Raw genomic sequence first — 20,582 nt, forward strand, 5'->3', positions numbered from 1 at the left:
ACGGCGGCGCGGCCGCTCGTGTGCGACTGGGTTCGAATGTAGGCGGCGTCTCGTCGAAGTTGGGTCATGACAGCATCCCTCCGCAGCGTACCGTCAGGACGCGATGGGAGCCGCGCGAGTTCCCTAATGACAGGACGTGAGGAGGCGGCGAGGGCCGCGTATCGCCCGCCAATCGCTGGGCTCAATAGCCGCGAGTGCGATCGACGATGCCGGTGACGGTTTGATTCGCCGCAAGTTGCCTGATTTTCTCGGCGATCTGCTTCGCGGCCGGGCCCATGGGCGTGACAGCCGCCGTGTGCGGCGTCATGTGCACTTTGGGATGCGTCCAGTAGCGATGCTGTGGCGGCAGTGGCTCTTGCCGGAACACATCCAATGCGGCGCCGTTCAGATGCCCATCGTCGAGCAGCTCGAGCAACCCTTCATCGACGATCAACCCGCCGCGAGCCACGTTGATGACATAGCTGCCTGGCGGCAACCGCTGCAGTGTCTTGCGATCGAATTTGTCCTGAGTCGCGGGCGTCAGCGGCGCAAGAATGATGAGCACGCGCGTGGCGCGCATGAACGCATCGAACTGATCCGGGCCGTTCGCTTCGGTAAACAATCGCACGTTCGGTGCGCTCGCGGTGTTCGAGCGCGAGAACGCATTGACCGGAAAGCCCTCGGCGGCGAACGCGCTCGCCACCTGGCGTCCGAGCACGCCCAGGCCAAAGATGCCGATCGGCCAGTCCTCGCGAGACGACTCGGGCAACTGTTTCCAAACACCCGCCGCTTGCTGGGTGGCGTACTCGTCACGACGTTGCATCCATCGCAGCACTTCGAAGCGGCAGTAGTCGATCATCTGTTCGCCCATGCCGGCGTCTTCGACGCGGACGATGGGCAGATCGGGCGGCAAGCTCGGATTGTTCAACACGTGCTCGACCCCGGCGCCCGTCGGCAGAAACGCCCGCAGCCGCGGCTGATCGATGAAGAAGCGCGCCTGCGGCGCCCAGCCGACACCGTAATCCGCAGGCTGAGTAAATCCCGGCTGCCACAGATCGACCTGGGCATCGCGCAACTGGGCGGCAATGGCATCGCGCCAGGCTTGGCCTTTCTCGCCTCCGTAAACAACGACGATTCGCATGCGTTATTTAGCCACCGGCATCGAGAACTCCGCGCCCTTGCCGATGCTGTCCGGCCAGCGCTGCATGATGCTCTTGTAACGAGTGTAGAAGCGGATGCCTTCTTCACCGTAGGAATGATGATCGCCGAACAGCGAGCGCTTCCAGCCGCCGAAGGAATGCCAGGCCATCGGCACCGGGATCGGCACATTGATGCCAACCATGCCGGCCTGCACCAGGCGCGAGAAGGTGCGAGCGGCATTGCCATCGGAAGTAAAGCACGCCGCGCCGTTCGCGAATTCGTGCTGGTTGATGAGATTCACGGCCGCTGCCAAATCTGGCACGCGCACGACCGAGAGCACCGGACCGAAGATTTCTTCTCGGTAGATCTTCATGCCCGCGGTGACGTGATCGAACAATGAGGCGCCGGTGTAGAAGCCTGGGCTGCCCGCGCGCACCCGGTGCGTGCGGCCATCGACGACGAGCTTCGCGCCTTCTTGCTCGCCCTGCGCAATGTAGCCTTCCACTTTCTCGCGATGGGCCGCGGTCACGAGCGGGCCCATTTCGCTGCTGGGCTCCATGCCGTCGCCAATGACCAGCGTCTTGGCAAGCACCGACAAGCGCCGCACCAACTCATCGGCAACATTGCCCACGGCAACCGCGACGGAGATCGCCATGCATCGCTCGCCCGCGGAGCCGTAGGCAGCGCCAACCAGCGCGTCGACGGCTTGATCGAGATTGGCGTCGGGCATCACGACCAGATGATTCTTCGCGCCGCCGAGCGCCTGCACGCGTTTGCCGTGCTTTGCGCCTTCCGTGTAGATGTATTGCGCGATCGGCGTGGAGCCGACGAACGAAACCGCCGCGACATCGGGATGAGCGAGCAGGGCATCGACCGCCACCTTGTCTCCCTGCACGACGTTGAAGACACCCTCGGGCAGGCCGGCCTCGCGTAACAAATCGGCAACCATGAGGCTCGGCGTCGGATCGCGCTCGGAGGGCTTGAGCACGAACGTGTTGCCGCACGCGAGCGCCACCGGATACATCCACATGGGCACCATGATCGGGAAGTTGAACGGCGTGATGCCGGCCACGACGCCGAGCGGCTGGCGCAGATTCCAATTGTCGATGCCGCCGCCGATGTTGTCGGAGTGCTTGCCCATCAACAGGTGCGGAATGCCACAGGCGAACTCGACGACCTCGATGCCGCGCGTGACTTCACCCCGCGCATCGGAGAGCACCTTGCCGTGCTCGCGGGTGATCGCGGCGGCGAGCGCGTCGTGATTGCGCTCGAGCAGCTCTTTGAACTTGAACAGGATGCGCGCGCGGCGGAGCGGGGCGGTCTCGGCCCAGGCCGGGAACGCGGCCTTCGCGGCCCCGATGGCAGTGTTTACATCCTGCGCGCTTGCCAGGTGCACGCGACCCACGACCTGTCCCGTGGCCGGATTGAAGACGTCGCTTGCGCGACCCGAGGTCGCGACGACCGAGCGACCGCCGATGAAATGATGGATCTCGGACGGGGATTGCAGGACGGCGCTCACGACAGAACCTCTGAGGCTGGAGTTTCGCACCATATTAAAGCGAGCACGCGCCGCGCGCCGACACCGCGACCGCGACGCCATCTCGCAACCGCAATCCATGGTCCGTAGGATCGCTTGTACTACAAGGGCGCAGGGATTATTGTCCGATCCGGCGCGAGGGATCCGCGTCGCTTCCAACCTTAACTAAGTCAGCGAGTTACGGACCCTTTCCAGCCGATTCATGACCGCACCCGACGTCGCCGTTCCGCCCATCTCCACCGGTTTCGGTCTCAGCACCGAGCCTTTCACCGATACTGCGGACGAAAGCTTCTTCTTCCCGAGCGATCAGCACCTGCGCGCGCTGGAGTTCATGGGGCATTCGCTGTGGACCAAAGCGCGGCTCGGCGTCGTCACCGCGGATAACGGCTGTGGCAAGAGCCTGCTGATCAAGCGGTTGCTGAAGGATCTGGATGAGCGCGTGAACGTCGCCACGGTCCAGCGCGAGGCCATCGGCCCGCGCGAGTTCCTGCTGGAGATCCTGCGCCAATTCGGTTTCTCACTCGCCGATGACGACAAGACCGAGCGTCGCCGGCTGCTCGAGCGCTATCTCGCGCATCAGGCCAACGCGGGCCGGCTGTGCCTGCTCATCGTCGAGAACGCGCAAAGCATGCATCCCCTGGTGTTGGAGGAGCTGCGCTGTCTCGCGGCCGTCGAGCACGAGGGCATGCGTGTACTGAAAATTCTGTTGCTGGGGCAACCCGCGCTCAACCTGGTGCTGGAGTCGCCGCGCATGGCGGAGCTGGTCCAAGGCACGGTCTCCCGGTTCTCGCTCAATGCGCTCACCGAGGATCAGACTGCGGCGTATGTGGCGCATCGGCTGCGCGCCGCGGGTGCGCCGAATCCCGACGCGTTGATGCCGTACACGCTGCTGCCCCAGATTCATGCCTGCAGTCTCGGCATTCCCGCCAACATTAATAAGTTGTGCCAGCGGGCGCTGATTCATGCGCGCGAGGAAGGAGCGGGGCAGGTCACGCACTCGGCGTTGGAGAAGGCCATCGAGGATCTGGGCTGGCTGCGTCGCCGTTTGCGGATGGAAACCGCCGTCCTCGAGCAGGTCGCGTCGCTCGGGTCGGCCCCGAGCCAGGCCAAGCTGGTCGTCACCATGCAGGGCGAGCCGGAGCGCGAGGTGTCGCTAAAATCCGACCGCGTGCTGGTGGGCCGCGGCGAGGAAGCAGACCTGCGCATCGACTCGGTGTTCATCAGCCGCTATCACGCGCTCATCGTGCGCGACGGCAACCGGGATCTGTTGCTGGATCTCGGCAGCACGAACGGCTTGCTGGTGAACTCCCGGCGGATCGTCCGCCGCGCGCTGCGACACCGCGACCTCATTCAGGTCGGCCCCGCGCGTGTCATGTACATCAACGAACAAGCCAACAACGCGCAGCCCGACCCAGCCGAGACGCTGTGCTTTGCCCGGCCGGGCTTTCCCGTCGCCGCCGGCGAAGAGGAGGTCAGCAGCCTGCTGGCTTTCGGGCGGGGCGAGCCGTCGCCTTAAGGCGTCACCCGGCGCGATGTTCAGGCCACGGCTGCGCTAAAAAATGCCGGCGAGACGGCAGCTTGCGCCATTCTTCTGCTGTCAGTAGAGTGTCGGCCTCCCAAACGCAGTCCCCTCTAGTCCACTGATCCTGTGCCGGTCAGGCAGACGGGAGGGTGCGCGTGCGCGGGTTTGGCATCCTCAAGCTAGAAGAGATGAGACAAGTGGAGCGCTGGCGCGTACATAAATTCGGCGGCTCGAGCGTCGCCGATGCGGCTTGCATGGAGCGCGTGGCTCGGATCCTGGAACAGGATCCGCATCCGCGGCTAGGTGTGGTTCTTTCGGCGTGCCGCGGTGTGACCGACGGCCTGCTGAACCTGGTCATTGCTGCCGAGAAGCAGGAAACAACACTGGCCGAGCGCATCGAACAATTGCGCCATCGCCATCAAGTCATCGCCGACACGTTGCTGCCCGACGGCGCGCGCGTCGAATACATGGCGAAGCTCGAGCAGGATTGCCGCGACATCGCCGGCATTCTGCAGACCGTGCAACTGATCCGCTCGGCGTCGCAGACCGTTCGCGATCTCATCGCAGGGTACGGCGAGATCTGGTCGACGCGTCTGTTCAGCGCATATCTGCGTCATCGCGGCCGCCGTCCTGGCTCGGTGCAGTGGGTCGATGCGCGCGATGTCGTCTCGGTCGAGTGGGGTCCGCTCGGTCCCGGCGTTCGCTGGGATGTTTCGCAGGCGAACATGGACCGAATCACGCCGTCCGAGCCTGCAACGCTGATCATCACCGGCTTCGTCGCGCGCGATCCGAATGGCTTGCAGACAACGCTCGGCCGAAACGGCAGCGACTTCTCCGGCTCCATCTTCGGCGCGCTGCTCAACGCCGAAGAGATTCACATCTGGACGGACGTCGATGGCGTGCTCAGCGCCGATCCGCGCCTCGTGCCCGATGCGAAAGTCATCGACTCGCTTTCTTATAACGAAGCGATGGAGCTTGCGTATTTCGGCGCGAAGGTCATCCATCCGCAGACCATGGCGCCTGCGGTCAGCAAGAACATTCCGATCTGGATTCGCAACACCTTCGCGCCCGAGAAGGCCGGCTCGCTGATTTGCGAGAAGCCTACTTCGCAGATCGCGGTGAAGGGCATCACCTGCATCGACAAGGTCGCGCTCGTGAACCTGGAGGGCGCCGGCATGATCGGCGTGCCGGGCACCGCGCATCGCCTGTTCGGCGCGCTGCGTGACCATGGCATCTCCGTGATCCTGATCTCCCAGGGCAGCTCGGAACATTCCATCTGCTTCGCGATCCCGCAGGGCGAAGCCGCGCGTGCCGAAGCCGTGGTGCGCCAGGCGTTCGACCGCGAGTTGCGCGAAGGGCAGATTCAAAGCGTCGAAGTCGACGTGGGTTGCAGCATCCTCGCCGTCGTCGGCGATGGCATGGCCGGCTCCCATGGCGTTGCCGCCAAAGTGTTCGGCGCGCTCGGCTCCGCTGGCGTGAGCGTGCGCGCGATCGCGCAGGGCGCCTCCGAAAGAAACATTTCGGCCGTGATCGACGGCAAGCATTCCTCGCGCGCGCTGCGCTCGGTGCACTCGAGCTTCTATCTCTCGCCACACACGGTCTCGATCGGCTTGATCGGTCCAGGCACCGTCGGCGGTGTGCTGCTCGATCAGATGGCCTCGCAGGTCGAGCGTCTGTCGCGCGATCTGAAGCTGGACCTGCGCGTGCGCGGCATCATGAGCTCCAAGCGCATGCATCTGTCGGACGCCGAAGTGCCACTCGCCGGCTGGCGCGATGCGTTCAAGTCGAAGAGCGAGGAGGCGGATCTGACGCGCTTCGCCGAGCACGTGCGCGCCGATCATCTGCCGCACGCAATCATCATCGATTGCTCTTCCAGCTCCGAAGTGGCCGCGCGCTATCCGGCGTGGCTCGCCAGCGGCATCCACATCGTGACACCGAACAAGAAGGCGAACAGCTCGGAGCTCGAGCTGTATGCGCGACTGCATGAGGCGCGCCGTCAGGGCAATGCTCACTACTTGTATGAAGCGACCGTCGGCGCGGGCCTGCCTGTGATCCAGACGCTGCGTGATCTGCGCGACACGGGCGATCAGATCGGGCGCATCGAAGGCATTCTCTCCGGCACGCTCGCGTATCTGTTCAACGTGTGGGACGGCTCCGAGCCGTTCTCCTCGGTCGTGCGCACGGCGAAGGCGAAGGGTTACACCGAGCCGGATCCGCGCGATGACCTGTCGGGCCTCGACTTCGCGCGCAAGCTCATCATCCTCGGTCGCGAGATGGGACTGCGCCTGGAGCTGGGTGATGTGCAGCTCGAAGGTCTCGTCCCCGCGGCGCTCACCAAGTGCTCGCCGCAGGAATTCCTCGATCGGCTGCCCGAGTTCGATGCGCCGATGGCCGAGCGCCTGAAGGCTGCGCGTAGCCGCGATCGCGTGCTGCGTTACGTGGGTTCGTTGGATGCGTCCACCGGCAAGGCCTCGGTGGGCCTGGTCGAGCTGGAACGCTCGCACACGTTCGCGAACATCAATCTGACCGACAATGTCGTGCGCTTCCTGACCTCGCGCTATAACCAGAACCCGCTGGTGGTGCAGGGCCCGGGCGCCGGTCCCGAAGTGACCGCGGGCGGTGTGTTCGGCGATCTGTTGCGCGTGTGCGCGTATCTTGGAGCACGGCTTTGAGCAGCCAGTTGAAAAAAATGGCCGCAACGGCGTTCGCGCCCGCGAGCATCGGCAACGTCGCGGTCGGCTTCGATGTGCTCGGCCACAGCTTTCAGTCGATCGGCGATCGCGTGACCGCGCGTCGCGTTGCAACGCCCGGCGTCACGATCAGCGCGATCACCGGAACGACCGTGGATTTGCCGCTCGATGCGGAAAAGAACACCGCCGGCATGGCGGTCCTGAGCATGGTGCGGGATCTGAAACTGGATTTCGGCTTCGAGCTCACGATCGAGAAGGGCATTCCGCTCGGCTCGGGCCTGGGCGGCTCGGCGGCCTCGGCGGTCGCTGGTGTCGTGGCCGCGAACGCGCTGTTGCCCAAGCCGCTCACGCTGCTCGAGCAGCTGCAGTTCGCGCTGAAGGGCGAGCAGGTGGCGAGCGGCTCGCGCCACGTCGACAACATCGCGCCGTCCTTGTTTGGCGGACTGGTGCTGACGGTTGGTATCGACAATCCCAACGTCAAACAGATTCCGGTGCCACCGACGGTGCGCTGCGTGCTGGTCCATCCGCACATGGTGCTGAATACCCGCGAGGCGCGCTCGATTCTGAGCAAGACGGTTTCGCTGTCGGATGTGATCTGGCAGACCGCCAATATCTCCGGCTTCATCACCGGCTGTTTCACCGGCGATCTGCAGTTGATTCGCGAGTCGCTCGAGGACGTGGTCATCGAGCCGCAGCGACAGGTATTGATTCCTGGCTTCCAGGCGGTGAAGCAGGGCGCCATGAGCAACGGCGCACTCGGCTGCTCGATCTCCGGCGCCGGCCCCACGATCTTTGCCTGGTGCGAGCAGCAGCATGCCGAACGCGTCCGGGACGCGATGGTGGCTGGCTTTGCCACAGTCAAGATGGCAAGTGATGCGTGGATTTCCACGCTCGACGCCGTGGGTGCCAGGATAGTTGACTAGTGTAGTGGGCTAACGGAACAGACCGCAGCGGACACACAACGATCTTCCTTTCCGTTCCATGCATTACATAAGCACTAGAGACTCCTCACTTCGAGCTTCGCTGAGCGAAGCCATCGCCCGTGGCATTGCGCCGGACGGTGGCTTGTATGTTCCCGGCGAGTTCCCGCACTTCAACACGCGCCAGTTCGACGGCTTCAACGAGATGCCCGAGATCGGGGAGCGCCTGCTCGCGCCGTTCTTCGAGGGCGATGCGCTCGCAGGCGAGCTTGGCGCGATCTGCCGCGAGGCCTTTAACTTTCCAGCGCCGCTGGTAACGCTCGATCAGGCGCCGCAGCCGGCGTCCGTACTCGAGCTGTTCCACGGCCCGACCTGCGCCTTTAAAGATTTCGGCGCACGCTTTCTGGCCGCGACCATGGAGCGCATCCGTCGCAACGAGCCGAAGAAGCTCACCATCCTGGTCGCAACCTCGGGCGACACCGGGGGCGCGGTCGCGGCGGCGTTCCACGGCAAGCCGTGGGTCGATGTGGTCGTGCTGTATCCAAAGGGGCTCGTGTCCGAGCGCCAGGCGCAGCAGCTGGCCTGCTGGGGCGGCAACGTGCGCACCTTCTCGGTGAACGGCACCTTCGATGAGTGCCAGCGCATGGTGAAGGAGGCGTTCCTCGATCCGGCGCTGAAGGAATCGCATCAGCTCTCCTCGGCGAACAGCATCAACGTCGGCCGCCTGCTGCCGCAGATGGTGTACTACGCCAAGTCGAGCCTGGAGCTGTGGCGCCAGCTGGGCCGTCGTCCGAACTACATCATTCCGACCGGCAACCTCGGCAACGCCATGGCCTGCGTATGGGCGCGGCACGTCGGTTTGCCGATCGGGGAGATCGTGCTTGCGACCAATGCCAATCAAACCATCACCGATTTCCTGCGCTCGGGCGAATGGCAGCCCCGGGCGAGCGTCGCGACCCTCGCCTCGGCGATGGACGTGGGCAATCCGAGCAATATGGAGCGGCTGCGCTCGCTGCATCCCGAATTCGATGAGCTGCAGGGCCAGCTGGGCGCCTCGAGCGTCGATGACATCGAGATCCGCGGCACCTTGCGGCGTGACTCGCACGAGCTCAATCGCATCTGGTGTCCGCACACCGCGACGGCAGCGAAGGTCTATCGGCGCATGCTGTCGCGGGGCGCGCGAGGCCACTGGGTGATCGTCTCGACCGCGCATCCGGCGAAGTTCAATGACATCGTCGAGCCGCAGACCGGGCAGGAAGTGCCCGTGCCGCCGGCGCTGGCGAAACTGCTGTCATTGCCTCGCCAGGAGCAGGAACTCGAACCGTCCCTGTCGGCGTTACGGACGCAGTTGCAACACACATAAGACGCATGCAGCTTCCCGAGCAGATTCCGTTCTGGGCGATTCCCGCCGCGATCGTCGCGGCCGTGGTGGCGCTCATCGTCTGGATATACCTGTTGGTCCGCGCCTATCGGTACCGCAAGGAAATCGACGCCGCGATCGCCAATGTCGCCTACGAGATGCTGAAAAACGTGCTGATCCCGAACGGCAACGGCGGGCAGATCCACGTGCACTACCTGCTGCTGACCCAGCGAGGCCTGCTGGTGGCGGATCTGCTGGAGCGCCCGGGCGCGATCTTCGGCGGCGATCAGATGCTCGAGTGGACGGCGATCGGCAAGAAGCAGCGCTACACGTTTGCGAATCCCCAGCACGCGCTGTATGACCGGATGGCGGCGGTGCGGTTGCTGACGGGTGAAGTGCCGGTGGAAGGCCGCCTGCTGTTCACCTTGAAGAGCGACTTCCCCAAGGGCAAGCCGCGCAACGTGTTACGGATCGATGACCTCACCGATGATTTCCCGCCGGTCGACAAGGCCCGAGGAAACATCACGGCGGCGTTCGGTGACGTTTGGGCGAACGTGAAGCGTCACGCCGAGGCGAATCCCATCGCTTAAGAACGGCTTCCCAGGTTCAACACCGCCGAACGTACGTTACGACCGCCCGGTTATTTCCGGGCCGACGCATCCAGCCCGAAAAAAACCAGCGGTTGCGCTATGCGCGGCGGTAATGGTCGGCGACGACCTGGGCGACACAGGCCGTGACTTTCTTGCCCGTTTCAATGTCCAGGAATTCGTTGGGGCCGTGCGCATTCGACTGCGGGCCGAGCACGCCCGTGACCAGGAACTGGGTCTTCGGGAACTTCACGTTCAGCATGCCCATGAACGGGATCGTGCCGCCGATGCCCATGTACATGGCATCTTTGCCGCCGAAGAAATTCTTCGACGCGGATGAGATCGAGCTCGCCAGCCAGGGCGCGGTGGAGGGCGCATTCCAGCCTTCGGCGCCCGGATCGGCCTCGTAACGAACCTTTGCGCCATACGGCGGGTCCTTCTCGAACGCTTCTTTGAGCGCGGCGCCAGCGCGCTCGGGGTCGACCCCAGGCGGAATACGGAACGACAGCTTGAACGCCGTATACGGCCGCAGCACGTTGCCGGCGTCGGGCAAGCTCGGAATGCCATCGACGCCAGTGGTGGACAGCGTCGGCCGCCAGGTGCTGTTCAACAGCAGCTCGGCGGGATCCTTATCCATCGGCTGCATGCCTTCGACCATCGGCAACTTGCGATAGACCTCCGTACCTAGCGCCTTCGCGGCCGCTTGCGCCTGCTGCACGCGATCCTCGGGAATCTTCGCGAACAACGCATCGAGCTTGATCCGGCCCGTCGCGGAGTCCTCGACCCGATCGAGCACTTGGCGAGCGATGCGCATGCTCGAGGCTGCGATGCCGCTCGCCATGCCCGAATGCACGCCTTCACGAAGCACATCGACTCGCAAGGTGCCGGTGAGATTGCCGCGCAGGGACGTCGTACACCAGAACTGATCGTAGTTGCCGCACTCGGCATCCAGGCACACGACGAGCGAGGGGTCGCCGATACGATCGGCCAGCGCATCGACATACGCAGGCAGGTCGGGGCTACCGCTTTCTTCACTGCCCTCGATCAAGATCACGCAGCGCGCGCGTGGAATGTTCTGTTCGGCGAGCGCTTTCAATGCGAGCAACGAGCCGAACACCGCGTAACCGTCATCGGCGCCGCCGCGACCATACAAACGACCGTTGCGAATCACGGGCGTCCACGGCGCGAGCCCTTCGGACCAGCCGGTGAACTCCGGCTGCTTGTCCATGTGGCCGTACATGAGCACGCAGTCCTTGCCGTTCTTCTCGCCGGTCGCCGGCACGTCGATGAACAGCAGCGGCGTGCGCCCGGGCAGTCGCACGATTTCGGTTTTCATGCCGGGCAGGGCATTGGCCTCGCACCACTGGCGCATCAGCTCCGCCGCCGCGTCCATGTGACCGTGTTTTTCCCACTCTTTGTCGAAATGCGGCGACTTGTTGGGAATGCGGATGTACTCGCACAGCGCCGGCACGATGGATTTGTCCCAGACCTCGCCGACGAAGCGCATCAGTTGCTCGGTGTTCATAGCTCTCCATCCTGTTTCCAGTCGAACAAGCGTAACGCATTCTCGGTCGTGATCTCGGCCAGCGCCTCGAAACGCTCGCCGCGAGCCTCGGCAATCGCCGCCAATACATGGGGAAGATACATGGGCTCATTGCGACGGCTGTGGGGCTTCGGCTGCAGATCACGCGGCAGCAGGTACGGCGCATCGGTTTCGATCAGCAGACGATCGGCCGGAATGTGCCGGACCACCTCGCGCAAGTGATGCCCACGCCGCTCATCGCAAATCCAACCCGTGATGCCGATATACAGGTCGAGATCGAGATAGGCGCGCGCTTCATCCAGACCCGCCGTGAAGCAATGCGCGACGCCACCGGTCAGTTGCGCGCGATGCTTGCCCATCACCCTCATGAAATCTTCGTGCGCATCGCGTTGATGCAGGAACACGGGCTTACGAACCTGCGCCGCCAGTTGCAGCTGTGCTTCGAACGCCGCGATTTGCGCCTCGTGCGGCGAGAAGTTGCGAAAGTAATCGAGGCCGCATTCGCCGACCGCGACCACTTCGGGCCTTCGCGCCAACTGGTTGAATGCCTGCAGCTGAGTGGCATCCAGGTCCACAGCATGATGCGGATGAACGCCTGCGGTACAGCGCATCTGCTCGGGATGCTTTTGCACCAGAGCGATGGCGGTGTGTGTGCTGGCAAGCGAGCTGCCCGTGATCAGCATGCGTGTCACGCCCACCTGGGCCGCGCGCTGGATGACTGCATCGCGATCTTGATCGAAGCTGTCGTGCGCCAGATTGATGCCGATGTCGAGCAGCGCGGGCGCTGGCGAAGTGGCGGAAAAGCGAGTCGGATCAACCGTCATTTGCAACGTCTGTGTTATCTTCGGAGCCATGAATTGTAGTGCATGGGTCGGTCGGTTACTGCTGCCGGTATTGCTGGCGGCGGCCGTGTCCGCCACGGCCGGCTCCACCGCCGAATTCGACGACCTGGTCGCCCGCCTGCAATTTTCCTTCTACACCGGCGACAGCCGGGCGCTCGCGGAAATGCTCTCCGAGCTCGACAGCTTCGAAGTCGATGCGGGACTGGCCGCGACCAAGTCATATCAGCTCGCTTACGGACAGTGGAAGCTCGCGCAACTCTTGGGCGAGCCGCAGGATGAGCGCGCCCGAGCGGCCACCAAATCGAGCTCCAGCAAAGCGGCCAAGAGCTGCGTTCAGCATGCGCGCGACGCCATCGAGAAGGATTCGCGCATGGCCGAGATCTACGCCATCGAGGCTGCGTGTGACACGTACGAGCCGGGCTCGATGAGGCACGGCTCGGCTTCCTGCATGCGTAGTAAATCCATGCGCACCGCATTGACGCTGGGGGCCGAGAATCCCCGCGTCCTGTTCATCAACGCCTTGTGCACGCCGGATGCTGAAGGCGATCCAGCGGCGATTGAGCGCTGGCGCGCCGTGGTCGCCAAGTTCGAGGCCGCGCCGCCCTCGCAGCCCGGCAAGCCCGATTGGGGCCATGCCGAGGCGCTGACGCGACTGGGTGAAAGTTACTTGAAGCGCGGCGAGATGGTCGCGGCGCGCGATGTGCTGGAAAGAGCGCTGGTGCTTGCGCCAGACTACCGACAGGCGCAAAAGCTGTTGCAGTCCGCGGCCAATCGCCCTCGCTGAGCTCGTTACTGTTCGACCCGATTCATGTCCGCACAATTGCAGCTGTTCGAGTCACGAGACTCATCCGAGCGCTGGACCGTGCGCGTCAGTCGTCGTGCGCGCCGCATGTCGGTGCGTGTGTATCCGGGCGGTCGAGTCGAAGTGGTCGTGCCGCCGGGCGTGCCGCCCGTCACGGTGCAACGATTCGTCGGCACACACAGCCAATGGATCGCTCGCCGGGTCGAAGATCTGAGCGCCGTTGGCGCGCCGATGACCGCGGGGCCGCCGAGTGAGATTCAGGTGCCGGCGATCGGGCGCAATTTCAAAGTCGATTACCAGCACACACGCTCGACCTCCATCCGGCCCCAGTTGTTCGACGATGGCGTGCTGCGAATTTTCGGACCGATCCATGACGAGGCCGCGATCGCCACGGCGCTGCGCCAGTGGCTGTCCGACCTGGCCTACGATGAGCTCGGCTCGCAGCTCAAAGTCGTCGCGCGCGAGCTCGGATTGAGTTTCAGCCGTATACAAATCCGCCGCCAGCGCACGCGCTGGGGCAGCTGCTCGGCCACCGGCACGATCAGCCTCAATGTCTGCCTGATGTTTCTCGATCCGGCGGTGGTGCGTTACTTGTTCGTGCACGAGCTTTGTCACACGCGCCACATGAATCATTCGTCCCGCTTCTGGGCGCTGGTGGAGCACCACGAGCCGGATTACCGCCGCCTGGATCGCGAGCTGCTCAAGGGCTGGCAATCGGTGCCGGCCTGGATGTTCGAATAGCAGGCGCTGGTTGTAGGTATACCGAGACGGGGCGGGGTTGACACGGCCGCCCGCGGCGCAGACCCTGCCGTTCATCTGCCACTTTTCCCTTCGCATCATGTCCAGTTCCGACACGCCCACGCGCCGACCCGTCGATTTCTCCGATGAACAGGTCCACTGGGACCTCGGCGAATCCCAGAGTTATGGCGAGTACCTGGCCTTGAACCAGATTCTCTCCGCGCAGCGCCCGGTCTCGTTCGAGCACGACGAGATGCTGTTCATCATCATCCACCAGGCCTCGGAGCTGTGGATGAAGCTGTGCCTGCACGAGCTCACGGCGGCGCGAGAGCATATCCGCCGCGATGACTTGGGTCCTTCGTTCAAGATGCTGGCGCGAGTGTCGAAGATTCAGCAGCAGCTGGTGCAGTCGTGGGATGTGCTCGCGACCATGACACCGGCGGAATATTCGCTGTTTCGAAATCAGCTCGGCCGCTCGTCGGGCTTCCAATCAGTGCAGTACCGCATGCTCGAGTTCATCATCGGCAACAAGAACGCGGACACGATCGAGGTCCATCGTCGCGATCCAAAAGCGTATGAGGATTTGCAGCGGGCGCTGCAGAGCCCGAGCATCTACGATGAAACGTTGCGGTTGCTGAGCCGGCGCGGATTCGAGATCCCTGGGGAATACCTGGATCGCGACTGGTCGCAGCCGTATCAGCCGAGCAAACAAGTCGCCGCGGCGTGGCTGTCGGTTTATCACAGCGTGGAAGACAACTGGGACCTGTATGACCTCGCCGAGAAGCTGGTCGACCTGGACCACAAGTTTCAGCTCTGGCGATTCAGTCACATGAAGACGGTGGAGCGGATCATCGGGTACAAGCGCGGCACGGGCGGCACGGGCGGCGTGTCGTATTTGACCAAGGCGCTGGAGCTGCGGTTCTTTCCGGAGCTGTGGACGATTCGCACGTCGATGTAACGGCTTGCTGGCCGGGCCTTAATGAATTCATTAACAATCCGGCCCTCGTGCTCCGATACCATGCGAGCATGGGACCGCCGAGCATCCTTCTCGTTGAAGACGATCGCATGCTTTGCGATGCCATCGCGGCCGCGCTTCGACAGGATTCCTGGCATGTGGATGTCGCCCACGATGGACGCGCCGCCCAGACCGCGCTGATCGATCATGGCTATGCCGCGGTGCTGCTCGATCTGGGGCTTCCCGGCAATTCCGGCCTGGACGTCCTGAGTGGCATGCGTGCGCGTTACGACGCCACGCCCGCACTGGCGAGTATCGATGTCGAGCTCAGCTACCGCCCCACGGCCCGACTCACACTCACCGCCGGACCGGGACTCACGTGGTCAGATGAGGAATACATGCAAACCTTTTTCGGCATCAGCGATGAGCAGGCGGCTCGCTCGGATCTGGCGCCGTACGCGCCCGAGGCCGGCGTGAGCGTCGTGCGCGTGTCGCTTGGCGCGCAGTACCAGTTTTCGGGCCAGTGGTTCGCGGGCCTGCGAGTCACGGCCGCGCAACTTAAGGGCGATGCGACCGACAGCCCGATCGTGCAGGACAAGAATCAGAACCTCTACGCGCTGTTCGTCGGTTATCGATTCTGAGCGCGTTTCAGGACTCTTCCATCACGGCAGTCGCGGCCGGCTTTGGTCGCGCCTTCCATGCGCGCCAGCCCAGTAGCACGAGGACGATCGCCAGATAGATCAGCGGCTCGGTCACATCCGATTTGACCTGCCAGTAGTAGTGCCACACGGCGAGCAGGCAGATGAGATAAATCAGCCGGTGCAGCTTCTTCCAGCGTCGCCCGAGCCGTCTCATCATCTTGTTCGTCGAGGTCACGGCGAGCGGCACGAGCAACACCAGTGCGCTGAAACCGATCGTGATGAAGGGCCGCTCGCCAATGTCCTTGAGGATGCCCGACCAATAGAAGCCTTGATCGAGGATCAGCCAGGTGAGGAAGTGCATCAGCACGTAGAAGAACGCATACAGCCCGAGCATGCGGCGTAGCTGCACGAGCCACGGCATGTTGAACCAATCTCTCACGGGCGTCACCGCAAGCGTAATGCACAGAAAGCGCAGGCCCCACTGACCGAAGGTATCCTGAATCCGTTCCACCGGATTCGCGCCCAACGACGCGCCGCCGATGCCGAACGCCGCGAAGACCAGCGAGAGCAGGGGAAGCGCGCACGCCACGAACAGGGCGGGCTTGATGACGCGACGAATGACGGCGGAGGAAGGCATCAACGCAAGCGGCGCCTAGTAGTACTTCTTCAGGTCCATGCCCTTGTACAGCGACGCCACTTCCTGTTCGTAGCCGTTGAACATCAGCGTCGGCACTCGCGAGCCGAACACGCCGGCGCCGATCTTTCGTTCGCGGGCCTGGCTCCAGCGAGGATGGTCGACGTTGGGATTGACGTTGGCGTAGAAGCCGTACTCGTGCGGCGCTGAAATATTCCAGGTGGTCGGCGGCTCTTTCTCGGTGAAGCGGATCTCGACGATCGACTTGATGCCCTTGAAACCATACTTCCACGGCGTCACCAGGCGCAGCGGTGCGCCGTTCTGATTCGGCAATGTCTTGCCGTATAGACCAACCGCGAGCAATGACAGGGGATGCATCGCCTCATCGATGCGCAGCCCCTCGACATACGGCCAGTCGAGCGACCTCGAGCGCTGGCCCGGCATCTCCTCGGGTCGCAGCACGGTCTTGAAGGCGACGTACTTCGCCTTTGAGGTGGGTTTGAAGCGCTTCAGCACGTCAGCGAGCGGCACGCCGGCCCACGGAATCACCATCGACCACGCTTCCACGCATCGCAAGCGGTACACGCGCTCCTCGATCGCGTGGCCTTTGAGAAGGTCCTCGAGCGCGAACTTGCCGGTGTGCTCGGCTTCGCCCGTGACGGCGACCGTCCACGGTGCGGGCTTGAAGCGGCTCGAGTTCTCGGCAGGGTCGCTCTTGTCCAGGCCGAACTCGTAGAAGTTGTTGTAGGTGGTGATGTCTTCGTAGCTGTTGGGCGCATCGCTCAGGCTGTACTTGGCATTGCGCTGGACTTTGAGATCGGCGACCGCGCCAGCCTCGCTGACCCAGCCTGCGCCAATCCCCGCAACACCTGCTGCCAATGCGGCCTGCAGCAGCTTGCGACGGTTCAAATACACGGACTCCGAAGTGATCTCGGAGGGCAGGATCGCGGCGCTGTCGCCGGGGCGGGGACGTCGGATCAGCATGAGCTTCCTCGCGGCCGGCAGCGCCGGCCCTTCAATCGTAAGACTCGTAACACCAGACCGGAGTTTCGCGCCGGCCATTACATTGGATTGGCTTCCACAATTCGCCCGAATTGCGTCGGCGATTTGCCCGCCTGCCTGGTCACGCTGCCCGCCAGTGTAAGCACTGAAGCAACTCTAAGGGAGAGCCGGAGATGAGAATCGTGGAGTCGGGGTCGGTCACGCTCAAGGCGGCGTTGATCGGCGTGATCGTCTTGTTGCTGCTGGTACCGCTGGCGATGCTGAAAAGCGTGGTGACCGAGCGGGCGGGGCTGCGCGAGCAGGCCTATCAAAGGGTCGCCGAAGGCTGGGGAGGCGAGCTGACGGTCGGCGGTCCGATGCTGATCGTGCCGACCGAGCGCATCGTCCAGATCGACGGTAAAGAAAGGCGCGTGCGCAACGACGTGTATCTGCTGCCCGCGAAACTCAGCGCCGATCTGGATGTGAAGCTCGATCCGGAGCCGCGCTATGTGGGTATCTACGCAGTACCGGTCTATCTGTCGACAGTGCGGCTGCAGGGCGAGTTCGACTTCACGAAGTTGCAACCGATTTCGCCCGACTTCTCGCTGGACTCCGGCACCCGAATCCTCTGGTCGCAGAGCCGCCTGCGCTTGCCGTTGAGCTCGGTGGGCAGCCTGCGGGAGATCAAGCAGGCGAGCTTCGCAGGCGGGCAGATCAAGCTCGGCCCGCCGGGGCCCGGCATGTTCCCGGGCATCGAGGCCTGGGTCGATCTGAGCCAGTTGTATCAGACGCCGGGCGCGAGCTTCGACTTCGACGCGGTGATCGCGGGCAGTCGGGCGGTATCGGTCCTGCCGCTCGGCAGCGTCACCTCGGTGAAGTTGAGCGCGGATTGGCCGCACCCTTCGTTCCAAGGCTCTTCGCTGCCGGTGGAACGCAATATCGCCGACACGGGCTTTGAGGCTCGCTGGCAGGTGTTGGAGCTCAATCGCGCCTACGGCGAAATCTGGCGCGAAGGCAATGTAACGGAAGAGATGCTGAGCAAATCGGCCGTCGGCGTCAGCTTGTTTCAGCCGGTGGACATCTATCAACGCGGCGAGCGGGCGGTGAAGTACGCCGTGCTGTTCATCGCGCTGACGTTCCTGACATTCTTCGCGTGGGAGCAGGTCACGCGCAATCGTCTGCATCCGTTGCAGTATCTGCTCGTCGGTCTTGCGCTCAGCATGTTCTATCTGCTGCTGATTGCATTGTCGGAGCACATCGCCTTTGCGATCGCGTATGTCACGGCGGCCGCGGCGCTCGTGCTGTTGATCGGGCTATATCTTGCCGGCGCGCTTCGCAGCGCATGGCGAGGCGCGATCGCAGGCGGTGCCATGAGCCTGGTGTATGGGCTGCTGTACGTGCTCGTGCTCTCCGAGAATTACAGCCTGTTGCTCGGCTCGATCATTCTGTTCGCGGCGCTGGCCGCAGTGATGCTGGCCACGCGCCGCGTCGACTGGTATCGCCTCAGACCGGAGGAGCCGTCTCAAACTGAGGAGTCGTATCAGTGATCTCGAACCAGCACGCTTTGTTGCCGACGTAAATGTGCATCGCCGGCTGGACGCCAGGGTCGGTGTCCAGCGGCCCAAACGCCACGACCACGGCGCCGCGCTCCTTGGAAACTCGCGGCACCGTGGCGCCACACTTCGTGCACCAGGAGACGCCGAAGTATTTCGCGTCGGGTACGCGGTAATCGCCGATGGGCGCGTCCTGGCGAGTGAAGCGGAAGTCCTCGAGCCTGTAGAACATGTTCGAGGCGTGCGCGGCGCTTCGTGCCCGACGACAACGAGAGCAGTGACAGTTCGCAGTACGAAGCGGCTTGCCGGTGATCTCATAGGTGATGCTGTTGCACAGACAGCTGCCCAGCACGACGCCCTCGCGGGCCTCGACGACGGGGCGCGTGACGCCGCCGACCCCGAACTCCGGCGGGAACTCCTCGTGCTGAGGCAAGTCGTCGGTGATCTTGTACCAGGGAGCCTTGGAGCCCACGAATACGTGTGCTTGTGGGCGGATGCCCGGATCGCCATCGAGGTTGCCGGCCGGCGCCAGCGCGAGATCCATTTCCTCGATCAAAGTTGGCAGGACCGAGCCGCAACGCTTGCAGGAATCGCGTCGGCCTTTTTCCGAGGACGCATAGCTCAGGATCTGGTCCTCGCCGCTCAGCCACTTGAAGCTCATCAGCGGCGCCCCGACAAAGGTGGCGAAGGCGGCGCCGTGGTGCTTGCGGCACATTGAGCAATGACAATGCACCATCATGTTGAACGGCCCGCCGATCTGGTAAGTGACCGCCCCGCATAGACAACTGCCGTGCAGCTGAGGCGCAGGTTGACTCGGTGACATGGCTCGAATGCTCCCTTGGAATGTGCGGATCCTTATCCCGGTCGGCGACGATAGCAAATCGTCGAGGCTCCGCTCCATCGCATTCCGGCCGCCGGCGCAGATTCACACGTATCGAGCCCGATCGTCGCTGGGGCCGTCGTTTTTCGAAAAAACTTTGTGGTAAAAGGGCCGTTGTGACCGACACCGTAACCGCAACTTCAGACCGTCGCAGCCTGCGAGAGCAGGTGGAGGACCTGTTGCCCGCCTGGCGCAGCTGGTATCCGAGTCTGTTCGATGCGGCCGCCGACCTGGGATTGATCCGGGCGCGCGTCTGCTCGCCCTCATCGCTGATGCTCTCGAACCGTCACGCGGCCGTGCAGAGCGAGGCGATGCAGATGTTCAAGGAGAAATGGTCGGTGGAGGACGAGCCGGAGGAGCCGCAGTTGCCGATTCGTTTGCAGCGTCATCCGACGCCGCGCAAGCCGTTCAAGAAAAAGCCGAAGCCGAGCTACTGATATAGAGCGGATTAGCCGCTCCGAGCCGTACGGCTCAAACGAATCCAGTTCAACCTGCAAATTTAGTGAAGTCCGGCGGACGCCGTTCAGCAAACGCGCGCAGGGCCTCCGCCGTTTCCGGCGACTGCAGACGCGTACCGAAGATCTCACTTTCCTTCGCCATCACCGCAGCGATCGCCGCGCCATCGCGCATCAATTGCTTGGTCGCCTGTAACGCACCCAAGGGTTTAGTCGCCAGCTTCTTCGCTGCCGCGAGCGCGGCGCCTCGCACTTCACTTGCGGGTAGAGAGGCGTTAGCGAGACCAATCGAAGCCGCCGTACGTCCATCGATCGGCTCGCCCAAAGCAAACATCGCATACGCGCGCGCATAACCGATACGCGCTTGTAACAACACACTCGAGGCGGCTTCCGGCACGAGCGCGAGATTCACGAACGGCGTCGACAACTTCGCATCCTCGGCGACGAACACGAGGTCACAATGCAACAGCATCGTGACGCCGATGCCTACCGCCAAGCCATTCACCGCGGCGACGATCGGCTTGCGAGCATGAGCGAGCGCATCCAGAAACGCATGCGTCGTCATGGCCTTCCGATCGAGCTTGCCGGCCGCGACCGCGGCGAAATCGCCGAGGTCGTTGCCTGCGGTGAACGCATCGCCTTCCGCCTCGAGCAGCACCACCCGAACCGAGGCATCGCCATCGGCTCGGGTGAGTGCGGCGCCGAGCGCCGTGTACATCGCCTGCGTCAGCGCGTTCTTTTTGTCCGGTCGCGCAAGCGTGATCCGTAGAACGCCTTCTTCAACAGCGATGCGCACGTGCTCGGTCATGATCGTTCCTCGATC

The 20,582-nt window shown here is 63.5% G+C and carries 19 protein-coding genes; 11 read left to right on the top strand and 8 right to left on the bottom strand.

Features of this window, described 5'->3' with window-relative positions; genetic code table 11:
• Positions 1-181 precede the first annotated feature (181 nt).
• Positions 182-1,120, bottom strand: a complete 939-nt coding sequence (locus GYH35_RS07690; protein WP_161815142.1) for a 2-hydroxyacid dehydrogenase — start codon at positions 1,118-1,120, stop codon at positions 182-184.
• A gap of 3 nt (positions 1,121-1,123) precedes the next feature.
• Positions 1,124-2,671: a CoA-acylating methylmalonate-semialdehyde dehydrogenase gene (locus tag GYH35_RS07695; RefSeq protein WP_161828089.1), complete on the bottom strand. Its 1,548-nt coding sequence runs from the start codon at positions 2,669-2,671 to the stop codon at positions 1,124-1,126.
• 187 nt (positions 2,672-2,858) lie between these two features.
• On the opposite strand from GYH35_RS07695, the gene GYH35_RS07700 reads away from it, so the two are divergent.
• The 5 genes from GYH35_RS07700 to GYH35_RS07720 all read left to right on the top strand — a co-directional run bounded on the left by GYH35_RS07700 (position 2,859) and on the right by GYH35_RS07720 (position 9,738).
• Entirely contained in the window at positions 2,859-4,172 is a 1,314-nt protein-coding gene (locus GYH35_RS07700) for an AAA family ATPase (protein ID WP_161815140.1), read from the top strand.
• 194 nt (positions 4,173-4,366) lie between these two features.
• Positions 4,367-6,850, top strand: coding sequence for a bifunctional aspartate kinase/homoserine dehydrogenase I (gene thrA, locus GYH35_RS07705; RefSeq protein ID WP_161815343.1), 2,484 nt, complete (start codon positions 4,367-4,369; stop codon positions 6,848-6,850).
• 17 nt (positions 6,851-6,867) lie between these two features.
• Positions 6,868-7,791 (top strand): homoserine kinase, encoded by a 924-nt coding sequence (locus tag GYH35_RS07710; RefSeq protein ID WP_161828390.1) that lies wholly within the window; start codon positions 6,868-6,870, stop codon positions 7,789-7,791.
• Positions 7,792-7,849: 58 nt separating this feature from the next.
• Positions 7,850-9,151 (top strand): threonine synthase, encoded by a 1,302-nt coding sequence (gene thrC, locus GYH35_RS07715; protein WP_161815139.1) that lies wholly within the window; start codon positions 7,850-7,852, stop codon positions 9,149-9,151.
• Positions 9,152-9,156: 5 nt separating this feature from the next.
• Complete coding sequence (locus GYH35_RS07720; protein ID WP_161828090.1) at positions 9,157-9,738, top strand: NERD domain-containing protein; 582 nt, start codon at positions 9,157-9,159, stop codon at positions 9,736-9,738.
• 97 nt (positions 9,739-9,835) lie between these two features.
• Here GYH35_RS07720 and GYH35_RS07725 read toward each other — a convergent pair whose 3' ends face one another.
• Together GYH35_RS07725 and GYH35_RS07730 are read right to left on the bottom strand one after the other, a co-directional pair.
• The gene (locus tag GYH35_RS07725; RefSeq protein ID WP_161828091.1) at positions 9,836-11,260 is read right to left on the bottom strand and encodes a M20 family metallopeptidase; all 1,425 of its coding nucleotides are present in this window, start codon (positions 11,258-11,260) and stop codon (positions 9,836-9,838) included.
• Entirely contained in the window at positions 11,257-12,102 is an 846-nt protein-coding gene (locus GYH35_RS07730) for a TatD family hydrolase (protein ID WP_161815341.1), read from the bottom strand. The genes GYH35_RS07725 and GYH35_RS07730 overlap by 4 nt, the downstream gene beginning before the upstream one ends.
• Before the next feature lie 28 nt (positions 12,103-12,130).
• Between GYH35_RS07730 and GYH35_RS07735 the strand changes: the two genes are divergently transcribed.
• The 4 genes from GYH35_RS07735 (at position 12,131) to GYH35_RS07750 (ending at position 15,256) form a co-directional block, all read left to right on the top strand.
• A complete protein-coding gene (locus GYH35_RS07735; RefSeq protein ID WP_161828092.1) occupies positions 12,131-12,904 on the top strand; it encodes a tetratricopeptide repeat protein in 774 nt (257 codons plus the stop codon).
• 24 nt (positions 12,905-12,928) lie between these two features.
• A complete protein-coding gene (locus GYH35_RS07740) occupies positions 12,929-13,663 on the top strand; it encodes a M48 family metallopeptidase (RefSeq protein WP_161815135.1) in 735 nt (244 codons plus the stop codon).
• 97 nt (positions 13,664-13,760) lie between these two features.
• The gene (kynA, locus tag GYH35_RS07745) at positions 13,761-14,618 is read left to right on the top strand and encodes a tryptophan 2,3-dioxygenase (protein WP_161815134.1); all 858 of its coding nucleotides are present in this window, start codon (positions 13,761-13,763) and stop codon (positions 14,616-14,618) included.
• A 68-nt stretch (positions 14,619-14,686) separates the two neighbouring features.
• The gene (locus GYH35_RS07750; RefSeq protein WP_202624157.1) at positions 14,687-15,256 is read left to right on the top strand and encodes a MipA/OmpV family protein; all 570 of its coding nucleotides are present in this window, start codon (positions 14,687-14,689) and stop codon (positions 15,254-15,256) included.
• Positions 15,257-15,263: 7 nt separating this feature from the next.
• On the opposite strand, the gene GYH35_RS07755 is transcribed toward GYH35_RS07750, so the two are convergent.
• Both GYH35_RS07755 and msrP read right to left on the bottom strand, forming a co-directional pair.
• Positions 15,264-15,893: a protein-methionine-sulfoxide reductase heme-binding subunit MsrQ gene (locus GYH35_RS07755; RefSeq protein ID WP_161815132.1), complete on the bottom strand. Its 630-nt coding sequence runs from the start codon at positions 15,891-15,893 to the stop codon at positions 15,264-15,266.
• 15 nt (positions 15,894-15,908) lie between these two features.
• Positions 15,909-16,874: a protein-methionine-sulfoxide reductase catalytic subunit MsrP gene (gene msrP, locus GYH35_RS07760; protein ID WP_161815131.1), complete on the bottom strand. Its 966-nt coding sequence runs from the start codon at positions 16,872-16,874 to the stop codon at positions 15,909-15,911.
• 191 nt (positions 16,875-17,065) lie between these two features.
• On the opposite strand from msrP, the gene creD reads away from it, so the two are divergent.
• Positions 17,066-18,418, top strand: coding sequence for a cell envelope integrity protein CreD (gene creD / locus GYH35_RS07765; RefSeq protein WP_161828094.1), 1,353 nt, complete (start codon positions 17,066-17,068; stop codon positions 18,416-18,418).
• Here the strand turns inward: creD and GYH35_RS07770 are convergent.
• Positions 18,375-19,247 carry a GFA family protein gene (locus GYH35_RS07770; protein WP_161815129.1) on the bottom strand — a complete coding sequence of 291 codons (873 nt, stop codon included), beginning with the start codon at positions 19,245-19,247 and terminating at the stop codon, positions 18,375-18,377. The genes creD and GYH35_RS07770 overlap by 44 nt on opposite strands.
• A gap of 173 nt (positions 19,248-19,420) precedes the next feature.
• Between GYH35_RS07770 and GYH35_RS07775 the strand changes: the two genes are divergently transcribed.
• Positions 19,421-19,741: a hypothetical protein gene (locus GYH35_RS07775; protein WP_161815128.1), complete on the top strand. Its 321-nt coding sequence runs from the start codon at positions 19,421-19,423 to the stop codon at positions 19,739-19,741.
• Between the two features lie 49 nt (positions 19,742-19,790).
• Here GYH35_RS07775 and GYH35_RS07780 read toward each other — a convergent pair whose 3' ends face one another.
• On the bottom strand, positions 19,791-20,567 hold the full coding sequence (locus GYH35_RS07780) for an enoyl-CoA hydratase-related protein (protein WP_161828095.1): 777 nt from the start codon (positions 20,565-20,567) through the stop codon (positions 19,791-19,793).
• Between the last annotated feature and the right edge of the window lie 15 nt (positions 20,568-20,582).

It is taken from the genome of Steroidobacter agaridevorans (assembly GCF_009932555.1).
GTDB classification, from domain to species: domain Bacteria; phylum Pseudomonadota; class Gammaproteobacteria; order Steroidobacterales; family Steroidobacteraceae; genus Steroidobacter; species Steroidobacter agaridevorans.